This is a genomic window from Citrobacter sp. CFNIH10 (assembly GCF_002934585.1).
Classification (GTDB): Bacteria; Pseudomonadota; Gammaproteobacteria; order Enterobacterales; family Enterobacteriaceae; genus Citrobacter_A; species Citrobacter_A amalonaticus.
The window spans coordinates 3,437,872-3,462,420 of the sequence record NZ_CP026216.1; the positions used below are offsets into that span (position 1 = coordinate 3,437,872).

General features: G+C 55.3%; 25 protein-coding genes. 19 read left to right on the plus strand and 6 right to left on the minus strand.

Going from position 1 to position 24,549, the window contains the following annotated elements:
• Window positions 1–43: 43 nt before the first annotated feature.
• The 3 genes from flgN to flgA all read right to left on the minus strand — a co-directional run bounded on the left by flgN (window position 44) and on the right by flgA (window position 1,518).
• Window positions 44–466: a flagella biosynthesis chaperone FlgN gene (flgN, locus tag C2U53_RS20365; protein ID WP_043001004.1), complete on the minus strand. Its 423-nt coding sequence runs from the start codon at window positions 464–466 to the stop codon at window positions 44–46.
• 8 nt (window positions 467–474) lie between these two features.
• On the minus strand, window positions 475–768 hold the full coding sequence (gene flgM / locus C2U53_RS20370) for a flagellar biosynthesis anti-sigma factor FlgM (protein WP_043001003.1): 294 nt from the start codon (window positions 766–768) through the stop codon (window positions 475–477).
• Window positions 769–861: 93 nt separating this feature from the next.
• Window positions 862–1,518, minus strand: coding sequence for a flagellar basal body P-ring formation chaperone FlgA (flgA, locus tag C2U53_RS20375; RefSeq protein ID WP_043001002.1), 657 nt, complete (start codon window positions 1,516–1,518; stop codon window positions 862–864).
• 156 nt (window positions 1,519–1,674) lie between these two features.
• Here flgA and flgB point away from each other — a divergent pair, with 156 nt between their 5' ends.
• The 11 genes from flgB to flgL all read left to right on the plus strand — a co-directional run bounded on the left by flgB (window position 1,675) and on the right by flgL (window position 11,572).
• A complete protein-coding gene (gene flgB / locus C2U53_RS20385; protein ID WP_042319669.1) occupies window positions 1,675–2,091 on the plus strand; it encodes a flagellar basal body rod protein FlgB in 417 nt (138 codons plus the stop codon).
• A gap of 3 nt (window positions 2,092–2,094) precedes the next feature.
• A complete protein-coding gene (flgC, locus tag C2U53_RS20390; RefSeq protein ID WP_043001001.1) occupies window positions 2,095–2,499 on the plus strand; it encodes a flagellar basal body rod protein FlgC in 405 nt (134 codons plus the stop codon).
• Window positions 2,500–2,511: 12 nt separating this feature from the next.
• Entirely contained in the window at window positions 2,512–3,210 is a 699-nt protein-coding gene (flgD, locus tag C2U53_RS20395; protein ID WP_043001000.1) for a flagellar hook assembly protein FlgD, read from the plus strand.
• Window positions 3,211–3,235: 25 nt separating this feature from the next.
• The gene (flgE, locus tag C2U53_RS20400) at window positions 3,236–4,516 is read left to right on the plus strand and encodes a flagellar hook protein FlgE (protein WP_043000999.1); all 1,281 of its coding nucleotides are present in this window, start codon (window positions 3,236–3,238) and stop codon (window positions 4,514–4,516) included.
• A gap of 20 nt (window positions 4,517–4,536) precedes the next feature.
• On the plus strand, window positions 4,537–5,292 hold the full coding sequence (gene flgF / locus C2U53_RS20405) for a flagellar basal-body rod protein FlgF (RefSeq protein WP_044258017.1): 756 nt from the start codon (window positions 4,537–4,539) through the stop codon (window positions 5,290–5,292).
• A gap of 13 nt (window positions 5,293–5,305) precedes the next feature.
• On the plus strand, window positions 5,306–6,088 hold the full coding sequence (gene flgG / locus C2U53_RS20410) for a flagellar basal-body rod protein FlgG (RefSeq protein ID WP_042319653.1): 783 nt from the start codon (window positions 5,306–5,308) through the stop codon (window positions 6,086–6,088).
• Window positions 6,089–6,145: 57 nt separating this feature from the next.
• Window positions 6,146–6,844, plus strand: a complete 699-nt coding sequence (gene flgH, locus C2U53_RS20415) for a flagellar basal body L-ring protein FlgH (RefSeq protein WP_042319652.1) — start codon at window positions 6,146–6,148, stop codon at window positions 6,842–6,844.
• Between the two features lie 12 nt (window positions 6,845–6,856).
• A complete protein-coding gene (locus C2U53_RS20420; RefSeq protein WP_043000997.1) occupies window positions 6,857–7,954 on the plus strand; it encodes a flagellar basal body P-ring protein FlgI in 1,098 nt (365 codons plus the stop codon).
• A complete protein-coding gene (gene flgJ / locus C2U53_RS20425; protein WP_044258015.1) occupies window positions 7,954–8,904 on the plus strand; it encodes a flagellar assembly peptidoglycan hydrolase FlgJ in 951 nt (316 codons plus the stop codon). The genes C2U53_RS20420 and flgJ overlap by 1 nt, the downstream gene beginning before the upstream one ends.
• A 65-nt stretch (window positions 8,905–8,969) precedes the next feature.
• Entirely contained in the window at window positions 8,970–10,604 is a 1,635-nt protein-coding gene (gene flgK / locus C2U53_RS20430) for a flagellar hook-associated protein FlgK (RefSeq protein WP_104446378.1), read from the plus strand.
• 14 nt (window positions 10,605–10,618) lie between these two features.
• Window positions 10,619–11,572: a flagellar hook-associated protein FlgL gene (gene flgL, locus C2U53_RS20435; RefSeq protein WP_043000994.1), complete on the plus strand. Its 954-nt coding sequence runs from the start codon at window positions 10,619–10,621 to the stop codon at window positions 11,570–11,572.
• 83 nt (window positions 11,573–11,655) lie between these two features.
• On the opposite strand, the gene C2U53_RS20440 is transcribed toward flgL, so the two are convergent.
• Window positions 11,656–12,849: an MFS transporter gene (locus C2U53_RS20440; protein WP_104446379.1), complete on the minus strand. Its 1,194-nt coding sequence runs from the start codon at window positions 12,847–12,849 to the stop codon at window positions 11,656–11,658.
• Window positions 12,850–12,995: 146 nt separating this feature from the next.
• Here C2U53_RS20440 and C2U53_RS20445 point away from each other — a divergent pair, with 146 nt between their 5' ends.
• Window positions 12,996–13,895, plus strand: coding sequence for a LysR family transcriptional regulator (locus C2U53_RS20445; protein WP_104446380.1), 900 nt, complete (start codon window positions 12,996–12,998; stop codon window positions 13,893–13,895).
• 39 nt (window positions 13,896–13,934) lie between these two features.
• Here C2U53_RS20445 and rne read toward each other — a convergent pair whose 3' ends face one another.
• A complete protein-coding gene (gene rne, locus C2U53_RS20450) occupies window positions 13,935–17,228 on the minus strand; it encodes a ribonuclease E (RefSeq protein WP_104446381.1) in 3,294 nt (1,097 codons plus the stop codon).
• 573 nt (window positions 17,229–17,801) lie between these two features.
• Between rne and rluC the strand changes: the two genes are divergently transcribed.
• On the plus strand, window positions 17,802–18,755 hold the full coding sequence (gene rluC / locus C2U53_RS20460) for a 23S rRNA pseudouridine(955/2504/2580) synthase RluC (protein WP_104446382.1): 954 nt from the start codon (window positions 17,802–17,804) through the stop codon (window positions 18,753–18,755).
• A gap of 98 nt (window positions 18,756–18,853) precedes the next feature.
• On the opposite strand, the gene C2U53_RS20465 is transcribed toward rluC, so the two are convergent.
• The gene (locus C2U53_RS20465; protein ID WP_061077176.1) at window positions 18,854–19,438 is read right to left on the minus strand and encodes a nucleoside triphosphate pyrophosphatase; all 585 of its coding nucleotides are present in this window, start codon (window positions 19,436–19,438) and stop codon (window positions 18,854–18,856) included.
• 197 nt (window positions 19,439–19,635) lie between these two features.
• On the opposite strand from C2U53_RS20465, the gene yceD reads away from it, so the two are divergent.
• The 6 genes from yceD (at window position 19,636) to fabG (ending at window position 24,293) form a co-directional block, all read left to right on the plus strand.
• Complete coding sequence (gene yceD, locus C2U53_RS20470) at window positions 19,636–20,157, plus strand: 23S rRNA accumulation protein YceD (protein ID WP_043000987.1); 522 nt, start codon at window positions 19,636–19,638, stop codon at window positions 20,155–20,157.
• Window positions 20,158–20,173: 16 nt separating this feature from the next.
• On the plus strand, window positions 20,174–20,347 hold the full coding sequence (rpmF, locus tag C2U53_RS20475) for a 50S ribosomal protein L32 (protein ID WP_000290727.1): 174 nt from the start codon (window positions 20,174–20,176) through the stop codon (window positions 20,345–20,347).
• Between the two features lie 146 nt (window positions 20,348–20,493).
• Window positions 20,494–21,570 carry a phosphate acyltransferase PlsX gene (gene plsX, locus C2U53_RS20480; RefSeq protein WP_046402096.1) on the plus strand — a complete coding sequence of 359 codons (1,077 nt, stop codon included), beginning with the start codon at window positions 20,494–20,496 and terminating at the stop codon, window positions 21,568–21,570.
• 77 nt (window positions 21,571–21,647) lie between these two features.
• Window positions 21,648–22,601 (plus strand): beta-ketoacyl-ACP synthase III, encoded by a 954-nt coding sequence (gene fabH / locus C2U53_RS20485; protein WP_043000985.1) that lies wholly within the window; start codon window positions 21,648–21,650, stop codon window positions 22,599–22,601.
• A 15-nt stretch (window positions 22,602–22,616) separates the two neighbouring features.
• Entirely contained in the window at window positions 22,617–23,546 is a 930-nt protein-coding gene (fabD, locus tag C2U53_RS20490; RefSeq protein WP_104446383.1) for an ACP S-malonyltransferase, read from the plus strand.
• 12 nt (window positions 23,547–23,558) lie between these two features.
• Window positions 23,559–24,293, plus strand: coding sequence for a 3-oxoacyl-ACP reductase FabG (fabG, locus tag C2U53_RS20495; protein ID WP_104446384.1), 735 nt, complete (start codon window positions 23,559–23,561; stop codon window positions 24,291–24,293).
• The last annotated feature ends 256 nt before the right edge of the window (window positions 24,294–24,549 follow it).

Sequence of the window (24,549 nt, forward strand, 5' to 3'; positions counted from 1 at the left end):
CGCTGTAGGCTGAATAAGGCGAAACGCCGCCATCTGGTAATCATCAAATAGAAAATTTTTTCCCGCCGCGAGAGGCAGAAGAGGGTTGACCGTTCGCGCCGTACAGCGACGGTTCCTGATAGGGCTTTAAAACCTCAAGCGCCTGTTGATTGCGCTGAATCTGATCTTCCAGCAGCCAGCCGTTGTGCTGGTTCAGATCGCGTAAGTGCTGCGTTTTATCGGTAATCGCTTTCCAGCGCTCGGCGACGTCATCATTCGCGCTATGCTGCGGGTCTTGTTCCAGCCGTCGCTGCTGTTCCAGATAATCCAGGGTCGCCAGCAGAGAACTCTTTTCTTCTGTAATACGCTGCAGCTGGCTACCGTTAATGTGGCCAACGGAAAGTTGTTGCTGTTCGGCATCCATTACCGTTTTCAGGTCATTCAGGACAGCCGTCATCTGATCGAGTATTTCTGACAAGCGCGTCATACGGTCAGTTACTCACTCTGGAGATAGCTCTGCGTCTCGCGGATCAGCGAGTCGGCGATTTTCCCCGTGTCCATCTTCAGCTCACCGTTACGAATAGCGGTTTTCAGTGCTTCAACACGTTCCATATTGATATCGTTCACGCCGGGCTGCATCAGTTTTGCCTGAGCATCGCTTAACGTCACGCTGGTGCTGGTTGCCGTCGAGGTTTTTTCCTGACGCGCTTTGAGGACCGGTGTATCCGTATTTTCACGCGCCTGAACGGTGCTAACGGGTTTCAAAGGTGAGGTACGGTCAATGCTCATTTTTATCATCCTCATCGAGGGGTTATGCTGTAGCGGCCAGCTATCATCGAATGTGTAATCACTATCGGCAGCCGCAACAAAATCTTTAACTCATTATAGGTTAATAAGAATATTCCCATCAGGATCGACAATGCCACTGACAATCTGACCCGATAACATTCTCACTCGTGCGTTCTGCGCGACCGCCGCATTGTTCAGCGCTTTACCTTCCGCATTGACGCTAAATCCATCGCCATTGGCAACGACCTGCACGCGCTGTCCGGCTTTAATGCGCCACGCCTGGCGCAACATATTGAGCTGGATGGCCTGTCCCGGCGCGAGATCGCGCAAGCTCACCGCATCCTGAACCTGGCTGATATCCAGCACGGTACGGGGGGGGAGTTGATCAAGGCGTCCGCGTTTTAGTGTGACGCTGGCCGGGCCAAGCGTGCCGCCACGCGCAACGGACGCGGCTGCGACTACGTAGTTTCCCGTCGCCTGCACGTTGACCTGCAGATAACGTTTTTCATTGGCGCAACGTGCCAGCACATTCACGTTTCCCCACAGTTTTGCCCCGGTCATGCTGAACGCCGGTGTGTCGCAATGCGGCAACAGGTTGGGGGGCGTTCGCACGGTCACGACCACATCATCGCTGAATCCGGCCAGACGCTGTCCGAACCAGTCGTTCAACTGCGCATTCAAATCCTGGGCCAGCGTCAGGGGACTGAACAGCAGCGCCAGCATGGCTAATCCACGTTTTAACGTTTGCATCGTCACCTCCCGCCGTTTTCGCAATGACAGGATTCTACCCGTGTGACGCAACCATCAACGCAATAAATAGCGACCCATTTTGCGTTTATTCCAGCGATAACGCGCGCGTAATGGGATTTAAGCTGTCGGCTGAATTTTGTCATCTGCGGAGGAGATATGCTCGATAAGCTCGACGCCGCCTTACGTTTTCAACAGGAAGCGCTGAATCTGCGCGCCCAACGGCAAGAGGTGTTGGCCGCTAACATTGCGAACGCCGATACGCCGGGGTATCAGGCGCGCGACATGGATTTTGCCAGTGAGTTAAAAAAAGTCATGGTGCGCGGACGGCAAGAAACCAGCGGTGTGTCGCTGGCATTAACCTCCGCACAGCATATTCCCGCCCAGGCCATCACCGCACCGTCTACGGATTTGCTCTACCGCATTCCCGACCAGCCTTCACTCGACGGCAATACCGTCGATATGGACCGGGAGCGCACGCAGTTTGCGGATAACAGCCTGAAGTACCAGATGAGCCTGACTGCCTTGAGTGGGCAGATTAAAGGCATGATGAACGTGCTACAGGGGGGGAACTAATCCGTGGCGCTGCTGAATATTTTTGATATTGCCGGTTCGGCATTAACGGCGCAGTCCAAGCGCCTTAACGTGGCCGCCAGTAATCTGGCCAACGCCGACAGCGTCACGGGACCGGATGGTCAACCGTATCGCGCAAAGCAGGTTGTCTTCCAGGTGGATGCCGCTCCCGGTGCAGTAACGGGGGGCGTGAAAGTGTCGGACGTCATTGAGAGCCAGGCGCCGGACAAACTGGTCTATGAACCCGGTAACCCGCTGGCCGATGCCAATGGCTACGTGAAGATGCCTAACGTCGATGTGGTCGGTGAGATGGTTAATACCATGTCAGCTTCCCGCAGCTATCAGGCGAACGTCGAAGTCCTCAACACCGTTAAAAGCATGATGCTTAAGACGCTGACACTGGGCCAGTAAAAGGAGGCAGCCATGTCAATTGCGGTAAACGTTAACGATCCGACAAACACCGGTGTGAAAAGCAGCAGCAACGGGAGTTCCCTGTCGGGCAGCAATGCCGCCGATCTGCAAAGCAGCTTTCTGACGCTGCTGGTGGCGCAACTGAAAAACCAGGACCCGACCAACCCGATGCAGAACAACGAGTTGACCACACAGCTCGCGCAGATCAGTACCGTCAGCGGTATTGAGAAACTGAATACGACCCTGGGGTCGATCTCCGGACAGATCGACAACAATCAGTCACTACAGGCCAGCACGCTGATTGGTCATGGTGTGATGATCCCGGGTACCACCGTTCTGGCGGGCAAAGGCACCGAAGAGGGAGCCACCACCACCACCACGCCGTTTGGCGTTGAGCTGCAACAGCCGGCTGACAAAGTCACCGCCACCATTACCGACAAAGACGGCAAAGTGGTGCGCACAATTGAGATTGGCGCGCTGAAGGCGGGTGTCCATACCTTTACCTGGGACGGCACTCTGACGGATGGCACCACGGCGGTGAACGGCTCGTATAACGTGGCGATTCACGCCAGCAACGGCTCGACGCAACTGGTGGCGCAACCCTTGCAGTTTGCGCTGGTACAAGGGGTGATTCGCAGCAATGGCGGTAACACCCTGGATCTGGGCACTTACGGAACCACCACCCTCGACGAAGTACGGCAGATAATCTAAGCCTTTACACTAATCAGGAGTCATCATGGCTTTTTCACAAGCGGTTAGCGGCCTGAATGCCGCAGCCACCAACCTCGATGTCATTGGTAACAACATCGCCAACTCCGCGACCTATGGTTTTAAATCCGGCGCGGCGTCTTTTGCGGATATGTTTGCCGGTTCTAAAGTCGGTCTGGGCGTAAAAGTCGCTGGCATTACTCAGGACTTTACTGATGGTACGACCACCAACACCGGTCGCGGTCTGGATGTCGCTATCAGCCAGAACGGTTTTTTCCGTCTGGTCGACAGCAATGGCTCAGTTTTCTACAGCCGTAACGGCCAGTTCAAACTGGATGAAAACCGTAACCTGGTCAACATGCAGGGCATGCAACTGACCGGCTATCCGGCAACGGGTACGCCGCCGACCATTCAGCAAGGGGCAAATCCGGGTCCGATCACTATCCCGAATACCCTGATGGGGGCGAAAAGCACCGACACGGCGGCAATGCAGATCAACCTGAACTCGACGGACAAGATTCCGGCGAACACACCTTTCAAACCAACCGATGCTGACAGCTACAACAAACGTGCACCCGTGACGGTGTTCGACAGCCAGGGTAATCAACATGACATCAACCTGTTTTACGTTAAAACGGGTGATAACACATGGGATATCTGGACGCAGGATTCCAGCGTTGCCAACTCGCCGTTGGTGAAATCCGCGCAGATGACATTCGACAAGAACGGCGGTCTGGATAACGTAAAAGAATATACTGAAGTTGCGCCTGTTCCACCTGCCACTGAACCAACCTGGACGCTTGGCGCGGCAAATGCCACACCGTCATTCTCCATTACTACCGGTACAGTCAATGGCGCGGTTCCTGCGACCTTCACCCTCAGCCTGCAAAACTCCATGCAGCAGAATACCGGGACTAACGCCGTTATCGCCACCACGCAGAACGGCTACAAGCCGGGCGATTTGGTCAGCTATCAGATTAACGACGATGGCACCGTCGTCGGAAACTACTCCAACGAACAGAAGCAGGTGCTGGGGCAGATCGTGCTAGCGAACTTCGCTAACAACGAAGGTCTGGCCTCTCAGGGCGATAACGTCTGGGCCGCCACGCAGGCGTCCGGTGTGGAACTGCTGGGAACGGCGGGAACGGGTAACTTCGGTAAGCTGACCAACGGCGCGCTGGAGTCTTCGAACGTGGATCTGAGTAAAGAACTGGTGAACATGATCGTCGCCCAGCGTAACTATCAGTCGAACGCGCAGACCATCAAGACCCAGGATCAGATCCTCAACACGCTGGTTAACCTGCGCTAAGCGCCTGACGGGATAACGTAATGGATCACGCAATCTATACCGCGATGGGGGCGGCCAGTCAGACGCTGAACCAACAGGCGGTGACGGCCAGCAACCTGGCCAATGCCTCGACGCCGGGATTCCGTGCACAGCTCAATGCGCTGCGCGCCGTCCCCGTCGAAGGGCTGTCATTGCCGACGCGTACGCTGGTCACGGCGTCCACGCCGGGGGCTGATATGACGCCTGGCCAGATGGATTACACCTCGCGTCCGCTGGACGTGGCGTTACAGCAGGATGGCTGGCTGGCGGTACAGACCGCGAACGGCAGCGAAGGCTATACCCGTAACGGCAGCATTCAGGTGGATCCGACCGGACAGTTGACCATTCAGGGTCACCCGGTGATTGGTGAAGCCGGGCCGATTGCGGTGCCGGAAGGGTCGGAAATCACCATCGCGGCGGACGGCACCATCTCAGCGCTGAATCCCGGCGATCCGGCGAACACCATCGCGCCGGTGGGACGTCTGAAACTGGTGAAGGCTGAGGGGAACGAAGTGCAACGTGGCGACGACGGAATGTTCCGTCTGACCGCCGCCGCACAGGCAACCCGTGGCCCGGTGCTGCAGGCCGATCCGACCATTCGCGTGATGTCGGGAGTACTGGAGGGGAGCAACGTCAATGCGGTGTCAGCGATGAGCGACATGATTGCCAGCGCCCGCCGTTTTGAAATGCAGATGAAGGTTATCAGCAGCGTGGATGACAACGCTGGTCGCGCTAACCAACTGCTGTCGATGACTTAATACAGGACACTTTATGATCAGTTCATTATGGATCGCCAAAACCGGCCTGGACGCGCAGCAAACCAACATGGATGTGATTGCCAACAACCTGGCAAACGTCAGCACCAATGGTTTTAAGCGTCAGCGCGCGGTGTTTGAAGATCTGCTTTATCAGACCATTCGTCAGCCTGGCGCTCAGTCTTCTGAGCAGACCACGCTGCCGTCCGGTCTGCAAATCGGTACCGGCGTGCGTCCGGTGGCGACCGAGCGTCTGCACAGCCAGGGCAACCTGTCGCAAACCAACAACAGTAAAGATGTCGCCATTAAAGGTCAGGGGTTCTTCCAGGTTCTGCTGCCGGATGGTACTTCTGCGTATACCCGCGATGGATCATTCCAGGTCGATCAAAATGGTCAACTGGTGACGGCTGGCGGCTTCCAGGTTCAGCCAGCGATTACCATTCCGGCTAACGCCCTGAGCATCACCATCGGGCGTGACGGCGTGGTGAGCGTGACCCAACAGGGACAGGCGGCGCCCGTGCAGGTGGGGCAGCTTAATCTGACCACGTTCATGAACGATACCGGTCTGGAGAGCATTGGTGAAAACCTGTACACCGAGACCCAGTCTTCCGGTGCGCCGAATGAAAGCACGCCGGGTCTGAACGGGGCGGGCCTGTTGTACCAGGGCTATGTCGAGACCTCAAACGTCAACGTCGCGGAAGAGCTGGTCAATATGATTCAGGTTCAACGCGCTTACGAAATCAACAGCAAAGCGGTCTCAACGACCGATCAGATGCTGCAAAAACTGACGCAACTCTAAGGTGTTGTCCGGTGAGGCATTTGTCTCACCGGCACCCTGATTCAGAAGATAAAGGCAATGCAAAAAAACGCTGCGCACGCTTACCCGATCATGGCCCTGCTGGTGGTTTCACTGTCAGGATGTGCCTGGATTCCTTCCACTCCGCTCGTCCAGGGCGCGACCACGGCGCAGCCTGTTCCTGGCCCGACGCCGGTGGCAAATGGTTCGATTTTTCAGTCCGCGCAGCCAATCAACTATGGCTATCAGCCACTGTTTGAAGACCGTCGTCCGCGCAACATCGGCGATACGCTGACCATTGTGCTGCAGGAAAACGTCAGCGCCAGTAAAAGCTCTTCTGCCAACGCCAGCCGTGACGGCAAAACCAACTTTGGCTTTGATACCGTACCGCGCTATCTGCAAGGATTATTCGGCAATGCGCGAGCGGACGTCGAGGCGTCCGGCGGTAATACCTTTAACGGTAAGGGCGGGGCCAACGCCAGCAATACCTTTAGCGGCACGCTGACCGTGACCGTCGATCAGGTGCTGGTTAACGGCAATTTACATGTCGTGGGTGAGAAACAGATCGCCATCAACCAGGGCACTGAGTTCATCCGCTTCTCCGGGGTTGTGAATCCGCGCACCATCAGCGGCAGCAACTCCGTTCCGTCAACTCAGGTGGCGGATGCACGTATTGAATATGTCGGAAACGGCTACATCAACGAAGCGCAAAATATGGGCTGGCTCCAGCGTTTCTTCCTTAACCTGTCGCCGATGTAAGCGAGGTCTCCCATGTTGAAATCTGTAGTTGGACTGGTTCTGGTCCTCGTCGCCACGCTGGCGCATGCCGATCGTATCCGCGATCTGACCAGCGTGCAGGGCGTGCGCGAAAACTCGCTCATTGGCTACGGCCTGGTGGTGGGGCTGGACGGGACCGGTGACCAGACCACCCAGACGCCATTTACCACCCAGACCCTGAACAACATGCTCTCGCAGTTGGGTATTACCGTACCGACCGGGACGAACATGCAGTTGAAAAACGTCGCGGCGGTCATGGTAACCGCCTCCTTCCCGGCCTTTGGTCGTCAGGGACAAACCATCGACGTGGTGGTGTCTTCGCTGGGGAACGCGAAAAGTCTGCGCGGGGGGACGCTGTTGATGACGCCGTTGAAAGGGGTCGACAGCCAGGTGTATGCGCTGGCGCAGGGCAACATTTTAGTTGGCGGCGCCGGGGCATCTGCGGGCGGCAGCAGCGTGCAGGTGAACCAGCTTAACGGCGGACGGATCACCAACGGGGCGACAATCGAGCGCGAGTTGCCCAGCCAGTTCGGCGCGGGTAATACGCTAAACCTGCAACTGAATAATGAAGACTTCACCATGGCGCAGCAGATTGCTGACACCATCAACCGGTCACGCGGCTTTGGCAGCGCCACCGCACTGGATGCGCGCACGATTCAGGTCCGCGTACCGAGCGGCAACAGCTCTCAGGTGCGCTTCCTGGCGGATATTCAGAACATGGAAGTGAACGTGACGCCACAGGATGCAAAAGTGGTGATCAACTCACGTACCGGTTCGGTGGTGATGAACCGCGAAGTGACGCTGGATAGCTGTGCTGTAGCGCAGGGGAATCTCTCCGTGACCGTTAACCGTCAGGCTAATGTCAGTCAACCGGATACGCCGTTTGGCGGGGGGCAGACGGTAGTGACACCGCAAACGCAAATCGATCTGCGTCAGAGCGGCGGTTCGCTGCAAAGCGTTCGTTCCAGCGCCAATCTGAACAACGTGGTCCGTGCGCTGAATGCGCTGGGGGCGACGCCGATGGATCTGATGTCAATTCTGCAGTCGATGCAGAGCGCCGGTTGCTTACGCGCGAAACTGGAAATCATCTGATGATTAGCGACAGCAAACTGATGGCCAGCGCCGCCTGGGATGCGCAATCGCTAAATGAATTGAAGGCGAAAGCCGGTCAGGATCCGGCGGCGAATATCCGCCCGGTGGCCCGCCAGGTGGAAGGCATGTTCGTCCAGATGATGCTGAAAAGCATGCGTGAAGCCCTGCCAAAAGATGGCGTCTTCAGCAGCGATCAAACGCGTCTGTATACCAGCATGTATGACCAGCAGATTGCGCAGCAGATGACCGCCGGAAAAGGTCTGGGGCTGGCGGAAATGATGGTCAAACAGATGACGCAAGGGCAGGCGCAGCCTACGGAAGAAACGCCGCAGGTGCCGATGAAGTTCCCGCTGGAAACGGTGACCAGTTACCAGAACCAGGCGCTGACGCAACTGGTGCGTAAAGCGATGCCGAAAACACCGCAGAGCAATGACGAACCGCTCTCCGGCGACAGCAAAGACTTCCTGGCGCAACTGTCGCTGCCGGCCCGTCTGGCCAGTGAGCAGAGCGGCGTGCCGCATCACCTGATTCTGGCGCAGGCGGCGCTGGAGTCCGGCTGGGGGCAGCGGCAGATTCGCCGGGAAAACGGCGAGCCGAGTTTCAACCTGTTTGGCGTGAAGGCCTCGGGTAACTGGAAGGGGCCGGTGACGGAAATCACCACGACCGAATATGAAAACGGCGAAGCGAAAAAGGTGAAGGCCAAATTCCGCGTGTACAGCTCGTACCTTGAAGCGTTGTCAGATTACGTCGGTCTGCTGACCCGCAATCCACGCTATGCGGCGGTGACCACGGCGGTTACCGCGGAACAGGGCGCGCAGGCACTGCAAAGCGCCGGTTATGCCACCGACCCGAACTATGCGCGTAAATTGACCAGTATGATCCAACAGCTGAAGTCGATGAGCGAGAAGGTGAGCAACGCCTACAACACGAATCTCGACAATCTCTTCTAAATGGCTCAAGTCCTGTGACCTGCTGCCGATAATAATCTGTAACTGAAGGATTAAAAGGAACTTCCATGTCCAGCTTGATTAATAACGCCATGAGCGGGCTGAGCGCGGCTCAGGCGGCGCTGAATACTGCCAGTAACAACATTTCCAGCTATAACGTTGCGGGCTATACCCGTCAGACGACCATTATGGCGCAAGCCAATAGCACGCTGGGTGCCGGCGGTTGGGTGGGCAATGGTGTTTATGTTTCCGGTGTACAGCGCGAATATGATTCGTTCATCACCAATCAACTGCGCGCGGCGCAGAACCAGAGTAGCGGGTTGACGACCCGTTATGAGCAGATGTCCAAAATCGACAACCTGCTGGCCAGCAAAACCAGCTCTGTCTCCTCGTCCATGCAGGATTTTTTCACCAGCCTGCAAACGCTGGTGAGTAACGCCGAAGACCCGGCGGCGCGCCAGACGCTGATTGGCAAAGCCAATGGGCTGGTTAACCAGTTTAAAACGACCGACCAGTATCTGCGCGATCAGGACAAGCAGGTCAATATCGCGATTGGTTCCAGCGTCGATCAGATCAACAACTACAGTAAGCAGATTGCCAGCCTGAACGACCAGATCTCGCGTCTGACCGGTGTGGGTGCCGGGGCATCGCCGAATAACCTGCTTGATCAGCGCGACCAGTTGGTCAGTGAGCTGAACAAAATTGTCGGCGTGGAAGTCAGCGTTCAGGACGGCGGCACCTATAACATCACGATGGCGAACGGCTATTCACTGGTGCAGGGAAGTAATGCCCGTCAGCTAGCGGCGGTACAGTCGCAGTCCGACCCTTCACGAATCACCGTTGCCTATGTCGATTCCATCGCGGGCAACATCGAAATTCCGGAAAAACTGATCACGACCGGTTCGCTCGGTGGTCTGCTGACCTTCCGTTCCCAGGATCTGGATCAGACGCGCAACACGCTGGGACAACTGGCGCTGGCGTTCGCCGATGCGTTTAACCAGCAGCACCGCGAAGGGTATGATGCGAACGGCAAAAATAATGTCGATTTCTTCAGCATCGGCGACCCGGCTGTGTATGGAAATAGCAAGAATACCGGCAGCATCAGCGCGACCGTTAAGACCGCCTCAGAGGTTCAGGCGACTGACTATAAAGTGGTTTATGACGGAGCGAAATGGCAGGTGACGCGTCTTGCGGATAACACCTCTTTTGAAGCGACCGAAAACGCGGGCAAACTGACCTTTGATGGCCTGGAGATTAACATCGATGTTGGCCCTGCTAAAAATGACAGCTTCATCGTCAAGCCGGTCAGCGACGCCATCATCAATATGGGCGTTCTGGTGACCAACGAATCGCAAATTGCGATGGCGAAGGACGCAACGACCGGTGAAAGCGACAACCGTAACGGTCAGGCGTTGCTGGATTTGCAAAAGGACAGCACAACGGTAGGTGGTTCAAAATCGTTTAACGACGCCTACGCTACGCTGGTCAGCAACGTGGGCAGCAAAACCGCAACGCTGAAAACCAGCAGCACCACCCAGGGCAACGTGGTGACGCAGTTGAGCAATCAGCAACAGTCCATTTCCGGCGTTAACCTTGACGAAGAGTACGGCAACCTGCAACGCTTCCAGCAGTATTATCTGGCCAATGCCCAGGTGTTGCAAACCGCCAACTCTCTGTTTGATGCACTGCTGAGTATTCGCTAAGGGAGCAGGAAACGATGCGTATCAGTACCCAAATGATGTACCAGCAGAACATGCGTGGTATCACCAATTCCCAGGCGGAGTGGATGAAATACGGTGAGCAGATGTCGACGGGGAAGCGGGTAATTAATCCGTCTGACGATCCTATCGCCGCATCCCAGGCCGTGGTGTTGTCACAGGCGCAGTCGGAGAACAGCCAGTTCGCCCTGGCGAGGACTTTCGCCACGCAGAAGGTTTCGCTGGAAGAGAACGTGTTAAACCAGGTGACGACGGCGATACAAAGCGCACAAGAAAAAATCGTCAGCGCCGGTAACGGAACGCTGAGTGATGATGACCGCGCCTCGCTGGCGACGGACTTACAGGGTATCCGCGATCAGTTGATGAACCTGGCAAACAGTACCGACGGTAACGGTCGCTATATTTTTGCCGGTTATAAAACGGAAACGGCTCCGTTTGCTCAGGCTGACGGTACCTACAACGGCGGTACGGAGAACATCACTCAGCAGGTGGATGCCTCCCGTTCGATGACCATCGGCCACACCGGCAACAAAATTTTCGATAAGATCACCAGTAATGCGGTTCCGGAACCGAACAACGGCACGTCCGAAACCAACCTGTTCAAAATGCTGGATTCGGCGATTGCCTCATTGAATTCCCCTGTGGGTGACGATGCGACGCTGAAAGAACAGGCAAAAGCGGTGATTGATAAAACCAACCGTGGTCTGAAAAACTCGCTTAATAATGTACTGAGCGTGCGTGCGGAACTGGGGACGCAACTGAAGGAACTGGAGAGTCTGGACTCGCTGGGCACCGATCGCGCACTAGGACAAACGCAGCAGATGAGTAATCTGGTGGATGTGGACTGGAACGCGGCCATTTCATCGTACGTCATGCAGCAGGCGGCGCTCCAGGCCTCTTATAAAGCCTTTACCGATATGCAGGGGATGTCGCTATTCCAGCTCAACCGCTAATACCGATTTGAAACATATCATGAAACTGGGTATGTTTTATCTGCCCGCTCCCTCTCACCCCGGAGCGGGCATTTTTTTGTCGGTTACACGCTAACCCTCAGAGGGGCAGAGGAACGCTTTCCCGCCAGTCTGATGATCAGCGCAAGGGTGCCACTGAGGGTGGCCAGCGTGACGACGCCTTGCCAGTTTGCCAGCGCATACACCTGACTGCCGAGCACCGAGCCCAGCGCCATGCCAATGAATATGACGCTGAACAGTAGTGCATTCAGACGCCCCCTGGCCTGCGGTTCGAGGCTATAGACCAGATTCTGGTGCGCCACCAGGCTCGATTGCAGTCCCAGGTCAAAGCCGACGGCGGAGAGCGCAATCAGCAACCACTGCGCGTGCACGGGCAACGCGGGTAACAGGAACATCAGCGCAAAAGAAACGGTCACCAGCAATGCCCCCAGTTGCGTCACTTTTTCTGCGCCTATCTTATCTGCCAGATGACCGGCCAACGGTGCAGCCAGCGCTCCGGCAGCCCCGGCGATACCAAATGCCCCCGCGGCGGCGCTGCCCATCTGATAGTTTTCTGCCAGCATCACGGCCAGCGTTGACCAGAACGCGCTGAACGCGACGGACAGAAAACCTTGCGCCAGGGCGGCACGACGTAGTGCCGGGTAGCGACGCCATAACTGCGCCAAGCTCACCATCAGTGCGGGATAACTCAGCGTGGAATGGGCTGTAAATGCGGGCAGGACTTTCCACAGCAATACGCCGACAAGGGCAATACTGAGCGCGGCGAGTTGATACATTGCCCGCCAGCCAAAGGCTTCTCCGACCAGACCACTCACGGTGCGTGACAATAAAATGCCCAGCAGCAGGCCGGTCATCACTGTCCCGACCGTTTTTCCCTGTTTGCCCTCTGGGGCGAGAATCGCCGCCGCCGGGACGATATCCTGCGCCATCGTCGCGGCCATCCCCAGCAACAGGCTTACGGTCAGTAGAGAATACACCTGGCCTGTGACGCTACAGGCCAGCAGCAACAGGGCGAGCGCGGCGCTTTTCATCAGAATGAGCCGGCGCCGATCGTAACGGTCGCCGAGCGGCAATAAGAACAGGATCCCCAACGCATAACCGGCCTGCGTTAACGTGGGCACCAGTCCCATGCCGGTGATGCTGAGCGCCAAATCGGCCCCCATTAGCGGTAACAACGGTTGTGCATAGTAGATGGCGGCGACGCTGAAGCCTGCGCCCAGCGCCAGAACAAAGATCAGCCAACGAGACGGTGTGTGCATTTCAAAATCCTCAATCACAGGTGTGAGGCTATTTTTCTCTGAATGGCGGTGGCCTGGTAGTCAGCGAAGTGGTAAAACCATTATACGTAAAGCGTATGAGCATCGAATGAATGAAAAAGAATTAGCGTATAGACAGGGTGGAACTGATGCGAACGTTTGTGCGCATCGTGGAGGCCGGATCGTTGTCAGCTGCCGCTCGTCAGTTGAACACGACCCAGGCGACAATCAGTCGGCGGTTGCAGTCGCTGGAGGCGATGCTGGGGGTGAAACTGGTCTTACGTACCACGCACGCCATGAAGCTAACGGACGACGGCGAGCGCGGATACCAGCACGCCAAACATATCATTGACGCCTGGCTGGCACTGGAGGACGGACTCAACGTCACGGAAGATGAGCCCGTCGGGACATTGCGGGTGCGGGCTCCGCATGCTTTTGGTCAGCAGCAGCTCCTCACGCCGTTACTGCACTTTTTAGCGCGCTACCCCAATCTGTCGGTGGAGTGGATGCTCAACGATAAAACGGTCGATTTTCTCAGCGACAATATCGACTGCGCGATCCGCGTGGGCGCGGAGGTCGATCCGGCAACGGTTTCGGTGCTGCTAGCGGAAGTGCCGCGTAGCGTGGTCGCTTCACCGGCGCTGCTGGCGCAATTTGCAACGATCGCGGTGCCAGAACAGCTATCGTCGCTGCCCTGGATTGCCGTCAACACCTTCTATCAACACAACGTCTCACTTAGCCATCAGCACAGTCGGGAACCGGTGACCTTTCCGATCACGCCGCGACTGAGTACCGACAGTATCTACGTAGCGCGCAATGCAGCGCTGGCGGGGTTAGGCGTGGTGGTGGTGTCAAGCTGGACGGTGACCGAGGATATCGCGCAAGGACGACTCGTCGAGCTGGTTCCTGACTGGCAGGCCGCACCTTTGCCAGTACACCTGGTCTATCCCTGGGCGCGTTATTATCCCACTCGCCTGCGTAAGTTTCTGGAATTGATGAAAAAGGTGATGCCGGAACTGGCGGGAATGCGCCGACCTGAAGGGGAATAAAAAAGCCGACCCTGAGGTCGGCTTTTTACGCTATCGATTTTACTCGACAGGCTGAGGACGAGTCGGTCCAGCAGAGGCACTGTGCGAGGCAGTGTGACCACCTGCGGCGCCTTTGCCATCAAAGGCGAAAGCAGGGCGCTGCCAGTCACTGTGGCGTGGCGCTTCAGGCACATATTCCGGCGCTGGCGCACGGGTCATCGGTGCGGTTGCGTGGCTGTGCTCAGCAACTGATTCTGCCACGACTGGCGCTGCGACTTCTGCGATCGGTGCAACGACAACGGGTTCGGATACTGGCGCAGGCGCTGTGGGGGCTTCAACGATCACTGGCGCTGCAACCGGTTCTGCAATGACTTCAGGCTCCGCAACCACTTCAGGCTCAACGGCGACAGGTTCAGCCGCAACCACGTCAGGCACGGCAGTCACTGTTTCAGGCTCGACCGTAACCACGTCTGGTGTCTCTTCAACGACCGGAGCAGTTTCCTGCGTTTCAGCGACAGGTTCTGCCTGAGCGGCAACCTCTTCGGCGACCGGCACATCGGCGTCGGCAATCACCTGCGGCTGTTCAACCACCGGGGCGGCAATAACTTCCGGATGCGTCGTTTCAACCACGGCCTCAGCCTGAACCGGCGCTTCTGCTACCGTTTCAACGACAGTTTCAACGGCGGGTTCAACTGCGGCAACAGCTTCAACGGCGGCTGCCACGGCTTGCGGTTCGGTCACAACAGGCTGGGCCTGTACCTGTTCGATTTCCTGTGCTTCTGGCTGCGCATCCTGAGGACGGGCTACCGGGTAGCGGATCCACACTTTGCCGGACGCCATTTCTGGCGAGGCGCAGGCGACAGTCAGCGGCATCGGCGACTGCAGTGGGTAACGTTCGTCACGATAACGACGACGACGCTGGCCGCTCACACGCAGATGACGTGGGGAACGACGCGAACGACGCGGCATACCGGCGTTATCACGTGCTTCACCATTGTCATCCTGCTCTGGGGTTGCTTCTGTCACGACAGGCAGCGGCACTTTCACCAGTTCAGTGCTTTGCGCTGGCGCAGCCTGTGCTGCAACTGGTGCGACAACGTTCTCTTCCGTGGTGGCGGTTTCTACCTCTGCCACTTCTGAGGCCTGGTCGTGGTAACGAACTTTCTGGTTCAGCTGACGCTGTTTACGGCGCGGCTGAGCCTGACGAACGCGCTCTTCCTGTTCGGTCTCTGGAGTCTGCTGCTCATCAAGATTCAGCGCTTTTACTTCCTGCTGAGCCTGACGTTTATCATCACTGCGACGGCGGTTACGTTCGCGACGTGGCTGCTGCTGCTGCTCATCACCAGACTTTGCTTTATCCGCTACGTCGGTCGCTTGCTGACGGTTATCACGGTTTTCGGCATTCTGCTGCGCATTACGGCGGTTACGGCGATTCTCGTCGCGGTTCTCGCCATTTTCTGAACGTTCGCCACGGTTATCGCGGTTGTCACGACGTTCGTTGCGATCGTTACGGTCACGACGGTTGTTCTGGCGTTTACGGCGATCCTGCTGACGCTCCGGCTTCTCCGCGGCTTTCGGCGCTGGCTGCTCGGCAGGTTTCACTTCTTCACTACCGCTGAACAGCGATTTCAGTGCGCCAAAGAAACGGCTCAGCAGCCCCGGCTCTGCCGGAGCGGCTGGCGCAACGGCGGCCTTCGGCGCAGCGGCTTTCACTGGCGGTTCGGCAGGCGTTGGCGCAGGCGGAACTTCTGGCATCGCGAAGGTGGCAAGAGCGGGCTGCTCAGGACGTTTACGCTCGGCGAACTCTTCTTCAGACGGTAACGCCATCGCTTCTTCATGCAGCTTCGGCAGCATGTAGCTCAGAGTCGGCGTCTCTTCACCTTTACGCACGCGCAGTACGGAGTAGTGCGGCGTCTCCATTTGATCGTTAGGTACGATCACGCAACGCACGCCATCCTGTCGGGTTTCAATCGCATTAACGGCAGTACGTTTTTCGTTGAGCAGATAGGAGGCAATTGGCACTGGGACAATCGCGTGGACTTCCTGAGTATTCTCTTTCAGCGCTTCTTCTTCAATCAGACGCAGAATAGACAGGGACAGCGACTCGTTATCACGCACGGTGCCGGTACCGCTACAGCGTGGGCAGACGTGATGGCTGGACTCGCCCAGCGACGGGCTCAGGCGCTGACGGGACATTTCCAGCAGGCCGAAGCGTGAAATATGGCTGATCTGGATACGCGCACGATCCTGGCGGACCGCTTCACGCAGACGGTTTTCCACCGCACGCTGATGGCGTACCGGGGTCATATCAATGAAGTCGATAACGATCAGGCCGCCGAGGTCACGCAGGCGCAACTGACGGGCGATCTCATCGGCCGCTTCCAGGTTAGTGTTGAACGCCGTTTCTTCAATATCGCCGCCGCGGGTTGCGCGAGCGGAGTTAATGTCGATGGCGGTTAACGCTTCGGTGCTGTCGATAACGATAGAGCCGCCGGAAGGCAGACGCACTTCACGCTGGAACGCGGATTCAATCTGCGACTCGATCTGATAGTGGCTGAACAGCGGGATTTCACCGGTGTAAAGTTTGATTTTGCTGCTGAAATCCGGACGACCTAACGCCGCAATATGCTGGCGCGCCAGTTCGAGCACTTTCGGGTTATCGATAAGGATTTCACCGATATCCTGACGCAGATAGTCGCGGAAGGCGCGAACAATCACGTTGCTCTCCTGATGGATCAGGAACGGAGCAGGGCGGCTTTCCGCGGCTTTCTGAATGGCTTCCCAGTGTTTCAGACGGAAGCTTAAGTCCCACTGTAGCGCTTCGGCAGATTTGCCTACGCCCGCAGTACGTACAATAAGGCCCATGCCATCAGGCAGTTCAAGGCTTGCCAGCGCTTCTTTCAGCTCGGTACGGTCGTCGCCTTCGATGCGACGAGAGATACCCCCCGCACGCGGGTTGTTTGGCATCAGAACCAGATAGCTGCCCGCCAGGCTGATAAAAGTGGTCAGGGCAGCGCCTTTGTTGCCACGTTCTTCTTTATCAATCTGAACAATAACTTCCTGGCCTTCGCGCAGCACATCTTTGATGTTTGGACGACCATGAGCGTTGTAATTAGCGGGGAAATATTCGCGGGCAATTTCTTTTAACGGGAGGAAACCGTGACGTTCAGCGCCGTAATCAACAAAAGCCGCTTCCAGACTCGGTTCAATACGGGTAATTTTGCCTTTATAGATGTTCGCTTTTTTCTGTTCATGTCCAGGACTTTCAATATCCAGGTCGTACAGACGCTGCCCATCTACAAGGGCAACACGCAACTCTTCCTGCTGAGTTGCGTTGATTAACATTCTTTTCATCGTAACTTACTCATTATTCTTACATTGACGACTAAGCTGCGGGCAGAGTATTGCCTTTCCGGGTGTGAACCGATGGCCTCGTGTCTATTCGCGTCGCCAACCTCACGGTTATCGTCAGCTCAAAGAGGCGCAGAGTGTCGGTTGCCTGCATTTCATACGGAAACGCAGCGCAATTATCAGGGGAACCGCCTGGGTATTACTCTCCAGAGAAGATCCGATCTACCGGTAAGGACTGCAACCCGCAGCCCGCTAACTGTCTGAAAGATCAATACGTCTTACGCCATTGCTGCGTGGATGATCGTCCGGACAAAATTGGGTCTTTCCGTAAAATTCCTTGTTTTAACAAGATTCAGCACGGAAGCGGTGACATTATTCCACTGCTAACCTTGTTATAGCAAGATGACTTTTACCATTTATCACCCGCTTACTCACAGTTTTTTCACTTATGCGCGGTGATTGGTTTAATAACCACCAAATCAGTCATGAAACACGTGAGTGACGAAGGATAAAGATAAATATAAGCATAGAAAAATGAGTGGCGCTAATCCTTGTGGCTATTTAGAATCGGCCCCCATGAAAACAGAGACTCCATCCGTAAGAATTGTTGCTATTACTGCTGACGAAGCGGGGCAACGCATTGATAATTTTTTGCGCACACAGCTCAAAGGTGTGCCGAAAAGTATGATTTATCGCATTTTGCGTAAAGGCGAAGTGCGGGTGAATAAAAAACGCATCAAACCCGAATACAAACTGGAAGCGGGTGATGAAGTGCGCATTCCGCCGGTTCGCGTGGCGGAGCGTGAAGAAGAGGCCGTTTCGCCGCATCTGCAAAAAGTGGCGGCGCTGGCGGACGTTATCCTTTATGAAGACGACCATATTCTGGTGCTGAACAAGCCGTCGGGAACCGCGGTGCATGGCGGCAGCGGGTTAAGCTTTGGCGTGATTGAAGGGTTACGTGCGCTGCGTCCTGAGGCGCGTTTTCTTGAGCTGGTACACCGTCTTGACCGCGATACGTCGGGCGTGCTGTTGGTCGCGAAGAAACGTTCAGCACTGCGTTCGCTACATGAGCAACTGCGCGAGAAGGGGATGCAAAAAGATTATCTCGCCCTGGTGCGCGGGCAATGGCAGTCGCATGTCAAAACGGTACAGGCACCGTTATTGAAGAACATTCTGCAAAGCGGCGAGCGTATTGTGCGGGTGAATCAGGAAGGCAAACCGTCGGAAACGCGTTTTAAGGTGGAAGAACGTTACGCGTTCGCCACGCTGGTTCGCTGTAGCCCGGTGACGGGCCGCACACACCAGATTCGCGTGCACACTCAGTACGCGGGTCATCCGATTGCTTTTGACGATCGCTACGGCGACCGCGACTTCGATAAACAACTGGCAGGAACCGGATTGTCGCGTCTGTTCCTGCATGCAGCAGCATTGAAATTTACCCACCCGGGTACGGGTGAGATGCTGCGCATTGAAGCGCCGATGGACGACCAACTGAAGCGCTGTTTACAGGTGTTACGTAAGCCAGCCTGATGCGCATTGCTCTATTATCGCGCCAAACCTGCCAGATAAGACGTTTACGTCGCCATCCGGCAGGTCTCATTCTCCCGCCTACTGGATAGTGCCATTAATCAGGTTTTCAGCGGGTTCATCTCTTCCCGACGTAACATCTGGCACAGTGCGATCAGTGGTAAACCAATCAGCGTGTTCGGGTCTCGCCCCTCTAAGCGCTCAAAGAGCGCAATCCCCAGACCTTCGCTTTTAAAACTCCCTGCGCAGTGCAGCGGGCGTTCTTTACGCACATAGTCTTCAATTTCCGTTTCACTGAGATGGCGGAAGTGAACGTCAAAGGGCTCCACCTCGGTCTGTAAATGTCCCGTCGCGGAGTTATACAGCGCCAGACCGGTATAGAATGTAATAATATTGCCGCTGGCTTTGGCTAACTGTTGGCAGGCTTTCTCTTCTGTTAAGGGCTTACCGGCGATTTCGCCATCCAGTACGCATACCTGATCGGAACCAATAATAAGATGAGACGGAAAGCGGTGAGCCAGCGATTGCGCTTTCTCTTGCGCCAGTCGGTTGACTAAGTGGCGAGGACTCTCTCCGGGCATCGGTGTTTCGTCAACCTCAGGGGCCGCGCATTCAAAGGGCATCGCCAGTTTTTCCAGCAGGGCGCGGCGCCAGGGAGATGTGGAGGCAAGAATGAGATTAGGCATATTTTTTCCACCAGATATAGCGTATTGATGAGAGCCATTTTAAACTATGCTCTTCGTCCTTCAGGCGTGCCGTTGTGGCGTCTCCTGAGCGAAAATAAGTCTGTAAACCGCAATGTGTGCGAATTATTGGCAAAAGGCAACCGCAGGCTGCCTTTTTCTTTGACTATATGACGTTACAAAGTTAATATGCGCGCCCTATGCAAAAGGTAAAATTACCCCTGACTCTTGATCCGGTTCGTACGGCTCAAAAACGCCTCGATTATGAAGGTATCTATACTTCTGATCTGGTAGAGCGCGTCGCCGATTCTGTAGTCAGTGTGGACAGTGATGTGGAATGCGCCATGTCGTTTGCTATCGATAACCAACGTCTTGCCGTGATTACCGGTGATGCGAAGGTTTCGGTAACGCTCGCATGTCAGCGTTGCGGGAAGCCGTTTCCTCATCATGTCCACACAACGTATTGTTTCAGTCCGGTTCGTTCCGACGAACAGGCTGAAGCACTCCCGGAAGCGTATGAGCCGATTGAGGTTAACGAATTCGGTGAAATCGATCTGCTTGCAATGGTGGAAGATGAAATTATCCTCTCCTTGCCGGTAGTTCCGGTGCATGATTCTGAACACTGTGAAGTGTCCGAGGCGGACATGGTCTTTGGTGAACTGCCTGATGAAGCGCAAAAACCAAACCCATTTGCCGTATTAGCCAGCTTAAAGCGTAAGTAATTGAGGAGTAAGGTCCATGGCCGTACAACAGAATAAACCAACCCGTTCCAAACGTGGCATGCGTCGTTCTCATGACGCTCTGACCGCAGTCACCAGCCTGTCTGTAGACAAAACTTCTGGTGAAAAACACCTGCGTCACCACATCACCGCCGACGGTTACTACCGTGGCCGCAAGGTAATCGCTAAGTAATCACGCGTTACTCAACGAATTTTACGTAGCAGGCAGGCTGTTAATGCCTCTTTCGCGTAAGAAACGAAGAGAAACCGTGTGATGAAGCTTAGTGAGGAAATTCCCCGTTGCTGCGGGGAAATACCAAACCAGGCGGCGAAACGACTTTGACACGTCTAACCTTGGCGTTAGATGTCATGGGGGGTGATTTTGGCCCTTCCGTGACAGTGCCTGCAGCATTGCAGGCACTGAATTCTAATTCACAACTCACACTTCTTTTAGTCGGGGATCCCGATACTATCACGCCATTACTTGCTAAAGCTGACTTTGAACAACGTTCGCGTCTGCAGATTATCCCTGCACAGTCAGTTATCGCCAGTGATGCCCGGCCTTCGCAGGCAATCCGCGCCAGTCGCGGGAGCTCAATGCGTGTGGCGCTGGAACTCGTGAAGGAAGGGCGAGCACAAGCCTGCATCAGCGCTGGAAATACCGGTGCGCTGATGGGACTTGCAAAATTATTGCTCAAACCGCTCGACGGTATTGAGCGTCCTGCGCTGGTGACGGTTTTGCCGCATCAGCAGAAAGGGAAGACGGTGGTCCTCGATCTGGGGGCGAACGTCGATTGCGACAGCAAGATGCTGGTGCAATTTGCCATTATGGGCTCGGTGCTTGCGGAAGAAGTGGTCGGTATTAACAACCCTCGTGTGGCCCTGCTCAACATTGGTGAAGAAGAAACCAAGGGGCTCGACAGCATTCGGGATGCCTCTGTGGTGCTAAAAACGATCCCTTCCATCAATTACATCGGCTATCTTGAAGCCAATGAGTTATTGACGGGGAAAACGGATGTGCTGGTATGTGACGGTTTTACAGGCAATGTCACATTAAAGACGATGGAAGGTGTTGTCAGAATGTTCCTTTCACTGCTGAAATCTCAGGGTGAGGGTAAAAAACGGTCGTGGTGGCTGCTGATATTAAAACGTTGGTTACAAAAAAGCCTGGCGAGGCGATTCAGTCACCTCAACCCCGACCAGTATAATGGCGCCTGTCTGTTAGGATTGCGCGGCACGGTGATAAAAAGTCATGGTGCGGCCAATCAGCGAGCGTTTACCGTCGCGATTGAACAGGCAGTGCAGGCGGTGCAGCGACAAGTTCCTCAGCGAATTGCCGCTCGCCTGGAATCTGTATACCCAGCTGGATTTACAATGCTGGATGCTGGTAATGGCGACACATCGCAGCCACACTGATTACGGTGTGGCGTGAGAGCCCCAGCATCTTAGCCGTTGTGATGCGCGGTATATAACCAAAAAGTGACTGAGCGTACATGTATACAAAGATTATTGGTACTGGCAGCTATCTGCCTGAACAGGTGCGGACTAACGCCGATCTGGAAAAAATGGTCGATACGTCTGACGAGTGGATTGTCACCCGTACAGGTATTCGTGAACGCCATATTGCTGCGCCGAATGAAACCGTCTCAACGATGGGTTTTACGGCGGCTCAACGCGCGCTGGAAATGGCGGGCATTGATAAAGAACAGATTGGCTTGATTGTGGTAGCGACCACCTCAGCGACACATGCATTCCCCAGCGCAGCATGCCAGATTCAGAACATGCTGGGCATCAAAGGCTGCCCGGCGTTTGACGTCGCCGCAGCCTGTGCCGGCTTTACTTACGCATTAAGCGTCGCCGACATGTACGTTAAAACGGGTGCGGTCAAATACGCGCTGGTGGTTGGTTCCGATGTTCTGGCCCGCACCTGCGATCCAACCGATCGTGGCACAATCATTATTTTTGGCGATGGTGCCGGTGCCGTGGTACTGAGCGCCTCTGACAAGCCGGGCATCATCTCTACCCATCTGCATGCAGATGGCCGCTATGGCGAACTGCTGACGCTGCCGAATGCCGATCGCGTGAATCCGGAAAATTCGATTCATTTGACGATGGCAGGCAACGAAGTGTTCAAAGTGGCTGTTACCGAACTTGCACACATTGTCGACGAGACACTGGCGGCCAATAACCTGGATCGTTCAGAACTTGACTGGCTGGTTCCGCATCAGGCTAACCTACGTATCATCAGCGCGACGGCCAAAAAACTGGGCATGTCGATGGACAATGTGGTGGTGACTCTGGACAGACACGGCAACACGTCTGCGGCCTCCGTTCCTTGCGCGCTGGATGAAGCCGTGCGTGACGGACGTATCAAAGAAGGTCAGCTTGTGTTGCTTGAAGCCTTTGGCGGTGGATTCACCTGGGGCTCCGCGCTGGTTCGTTTCTAGTATAAGGATTTAAACATGACGCAATTCGCATTTGTGTTCCCTGGACAGGGTTCCCAGACCGTTGGGATGTTAGCCGATATGGCGGCAAGCTATCCCATCGTCGAAGAGACGTTTGCCGACGCTTCTGCGGCGCTGGGCTATGACCTGTGGGCGCTGACTCAACAGGGGCCGGCTGAAGAACTGAACAAGACCTGGCAGACGCAGCCTGCGCTGTTAGTCGCGTCCGTTGCGCTGTATCGCGTCTGGCAACAGCAGGGCGGTAAAGCGCCTGTGCTGATGGCGGGTCATAGCCTTGGTGAATACTCTGCGCTGGTTTGCGCCGGTGTCATTAATTTTGCTGACGCAGTGCGTCTGGTTGAGCTGCGTGGTAAATTCATGCAGGAAGCCGTTCCGGAAGGCACAGGCGGTATGTCTGCTATCATCGGTCTCGATGATGCGTCCATTGCAAAAGCGTGCGAAGAAGCCGCAGAAGGCCAGGTGGTCTCGCCGGTGAACTATAACTCACCGGGACAGGTCGTTATCGCCGGGCATAAAGAAGCCGTTGAGCGTGCTGGTGCCGCCTGTAAAGCCGCCGGTGCAAAACGTGCGCTGCCGTTACCGGTGAGCGTACCGTCTCACTGTGCGCTGATGAAGCCAGCAGCGGAAAAACTGGCAGCAGAATTAGCGAAAATTACCTTTAACGCGCCATCTGTACCGGTTATCAACAACGTGGACGTGAAATGTGAAACTGACGCAGACGCCATTCGCGATGCGTTGGTGCGCCAGTTGTACAGTCCGGTACAGTGGACGAAGAGCGTTGAATTAATGGCGTCTCAGGGTGTCGAGCACCTGTATGAAGTGGGACCAGGTAAAGTGCTTACGGGCCTGACGAAACGTATTGTTGATACCCTGACTGCCTCGGCTCTGAACGAACCGGCGGCAATGTCGGCGGCACTTGCGCAATAAAAGAGGAACACCATGAGTTTTGAAGGAAAAATCGCGCTGGTTACCGGTGCAAGTCGTGGCATTGGCCGCGCAATTGCAGAGACGCTTGTTGCCCGTGGCGCGACCGTTATCGGTACCGCGACCAGCGAAAGTGGCGCTCAGGCCATCAGCGATTACTTAGGTGCTAAAGGTAAAGGTCTGATGTTGAATGTGACTGATCCAGCATCTATCGAATCTGTTCTGGAAAAAATTCGCGCAGAATTTGGTGAAGTGGATATCCTGGTCAATAATGCCGGTATCACACGTGATAACCTGCTGATGCGAATGAAAGATGATGAGTGGAACGATATTCTCGAAACCAATCTTTCATCTGTTTTCCGCCTGTCAAAAGCGGTAATGCGCGCTATGATGAAAAAGCGTCATGGACGTATTATCACTGTCGGTTCTGTGGTTGGTACCATGGGAAATGCGGGTCAGACAAACTACGCTGCGGCGAAAGCGGGTCTGATCGGCTTCAGTAAATCGCTGGCACGCGAAGTTGCGTACCGCGGTATTACAGTGAACGTTGTTGCTCCGGGCTTTATTGAAACGGACATGACGCGTGCGCTGACTGATGAGCAGCGTGCGGGTACGTTGGCGGCAGTTCCTGCAGGTCGTCTTGGCGATCCGAAAGAGATCGCCAGTGCGGTTGCATTTTTAGCCTCTGACGAAGCAGGTTACATCACGGGTGAGACTTTGCACGTCAACGGCGGGATGTATATGGTTTAACCACGAGATACGCAAAATCATCCAAATTGTATCAAGGCGGCAAGACCGAAAAGCCGGCGAGCATAGATGACTATGTGACCAGAGTTTGAGGATGCAGCCAACACAGAGACAATTTGAAGGATAAAGCGTAGAAAAATATTTGCGTTATTATAGGTCTTGGCCTCAAAATAACGTAAAATCGTGGTAAGACCTGCCGGGATTTAGTTGCAAATTTTTCAACATTTTATACACTACGAAAACCATCGCGAAAGCGAGT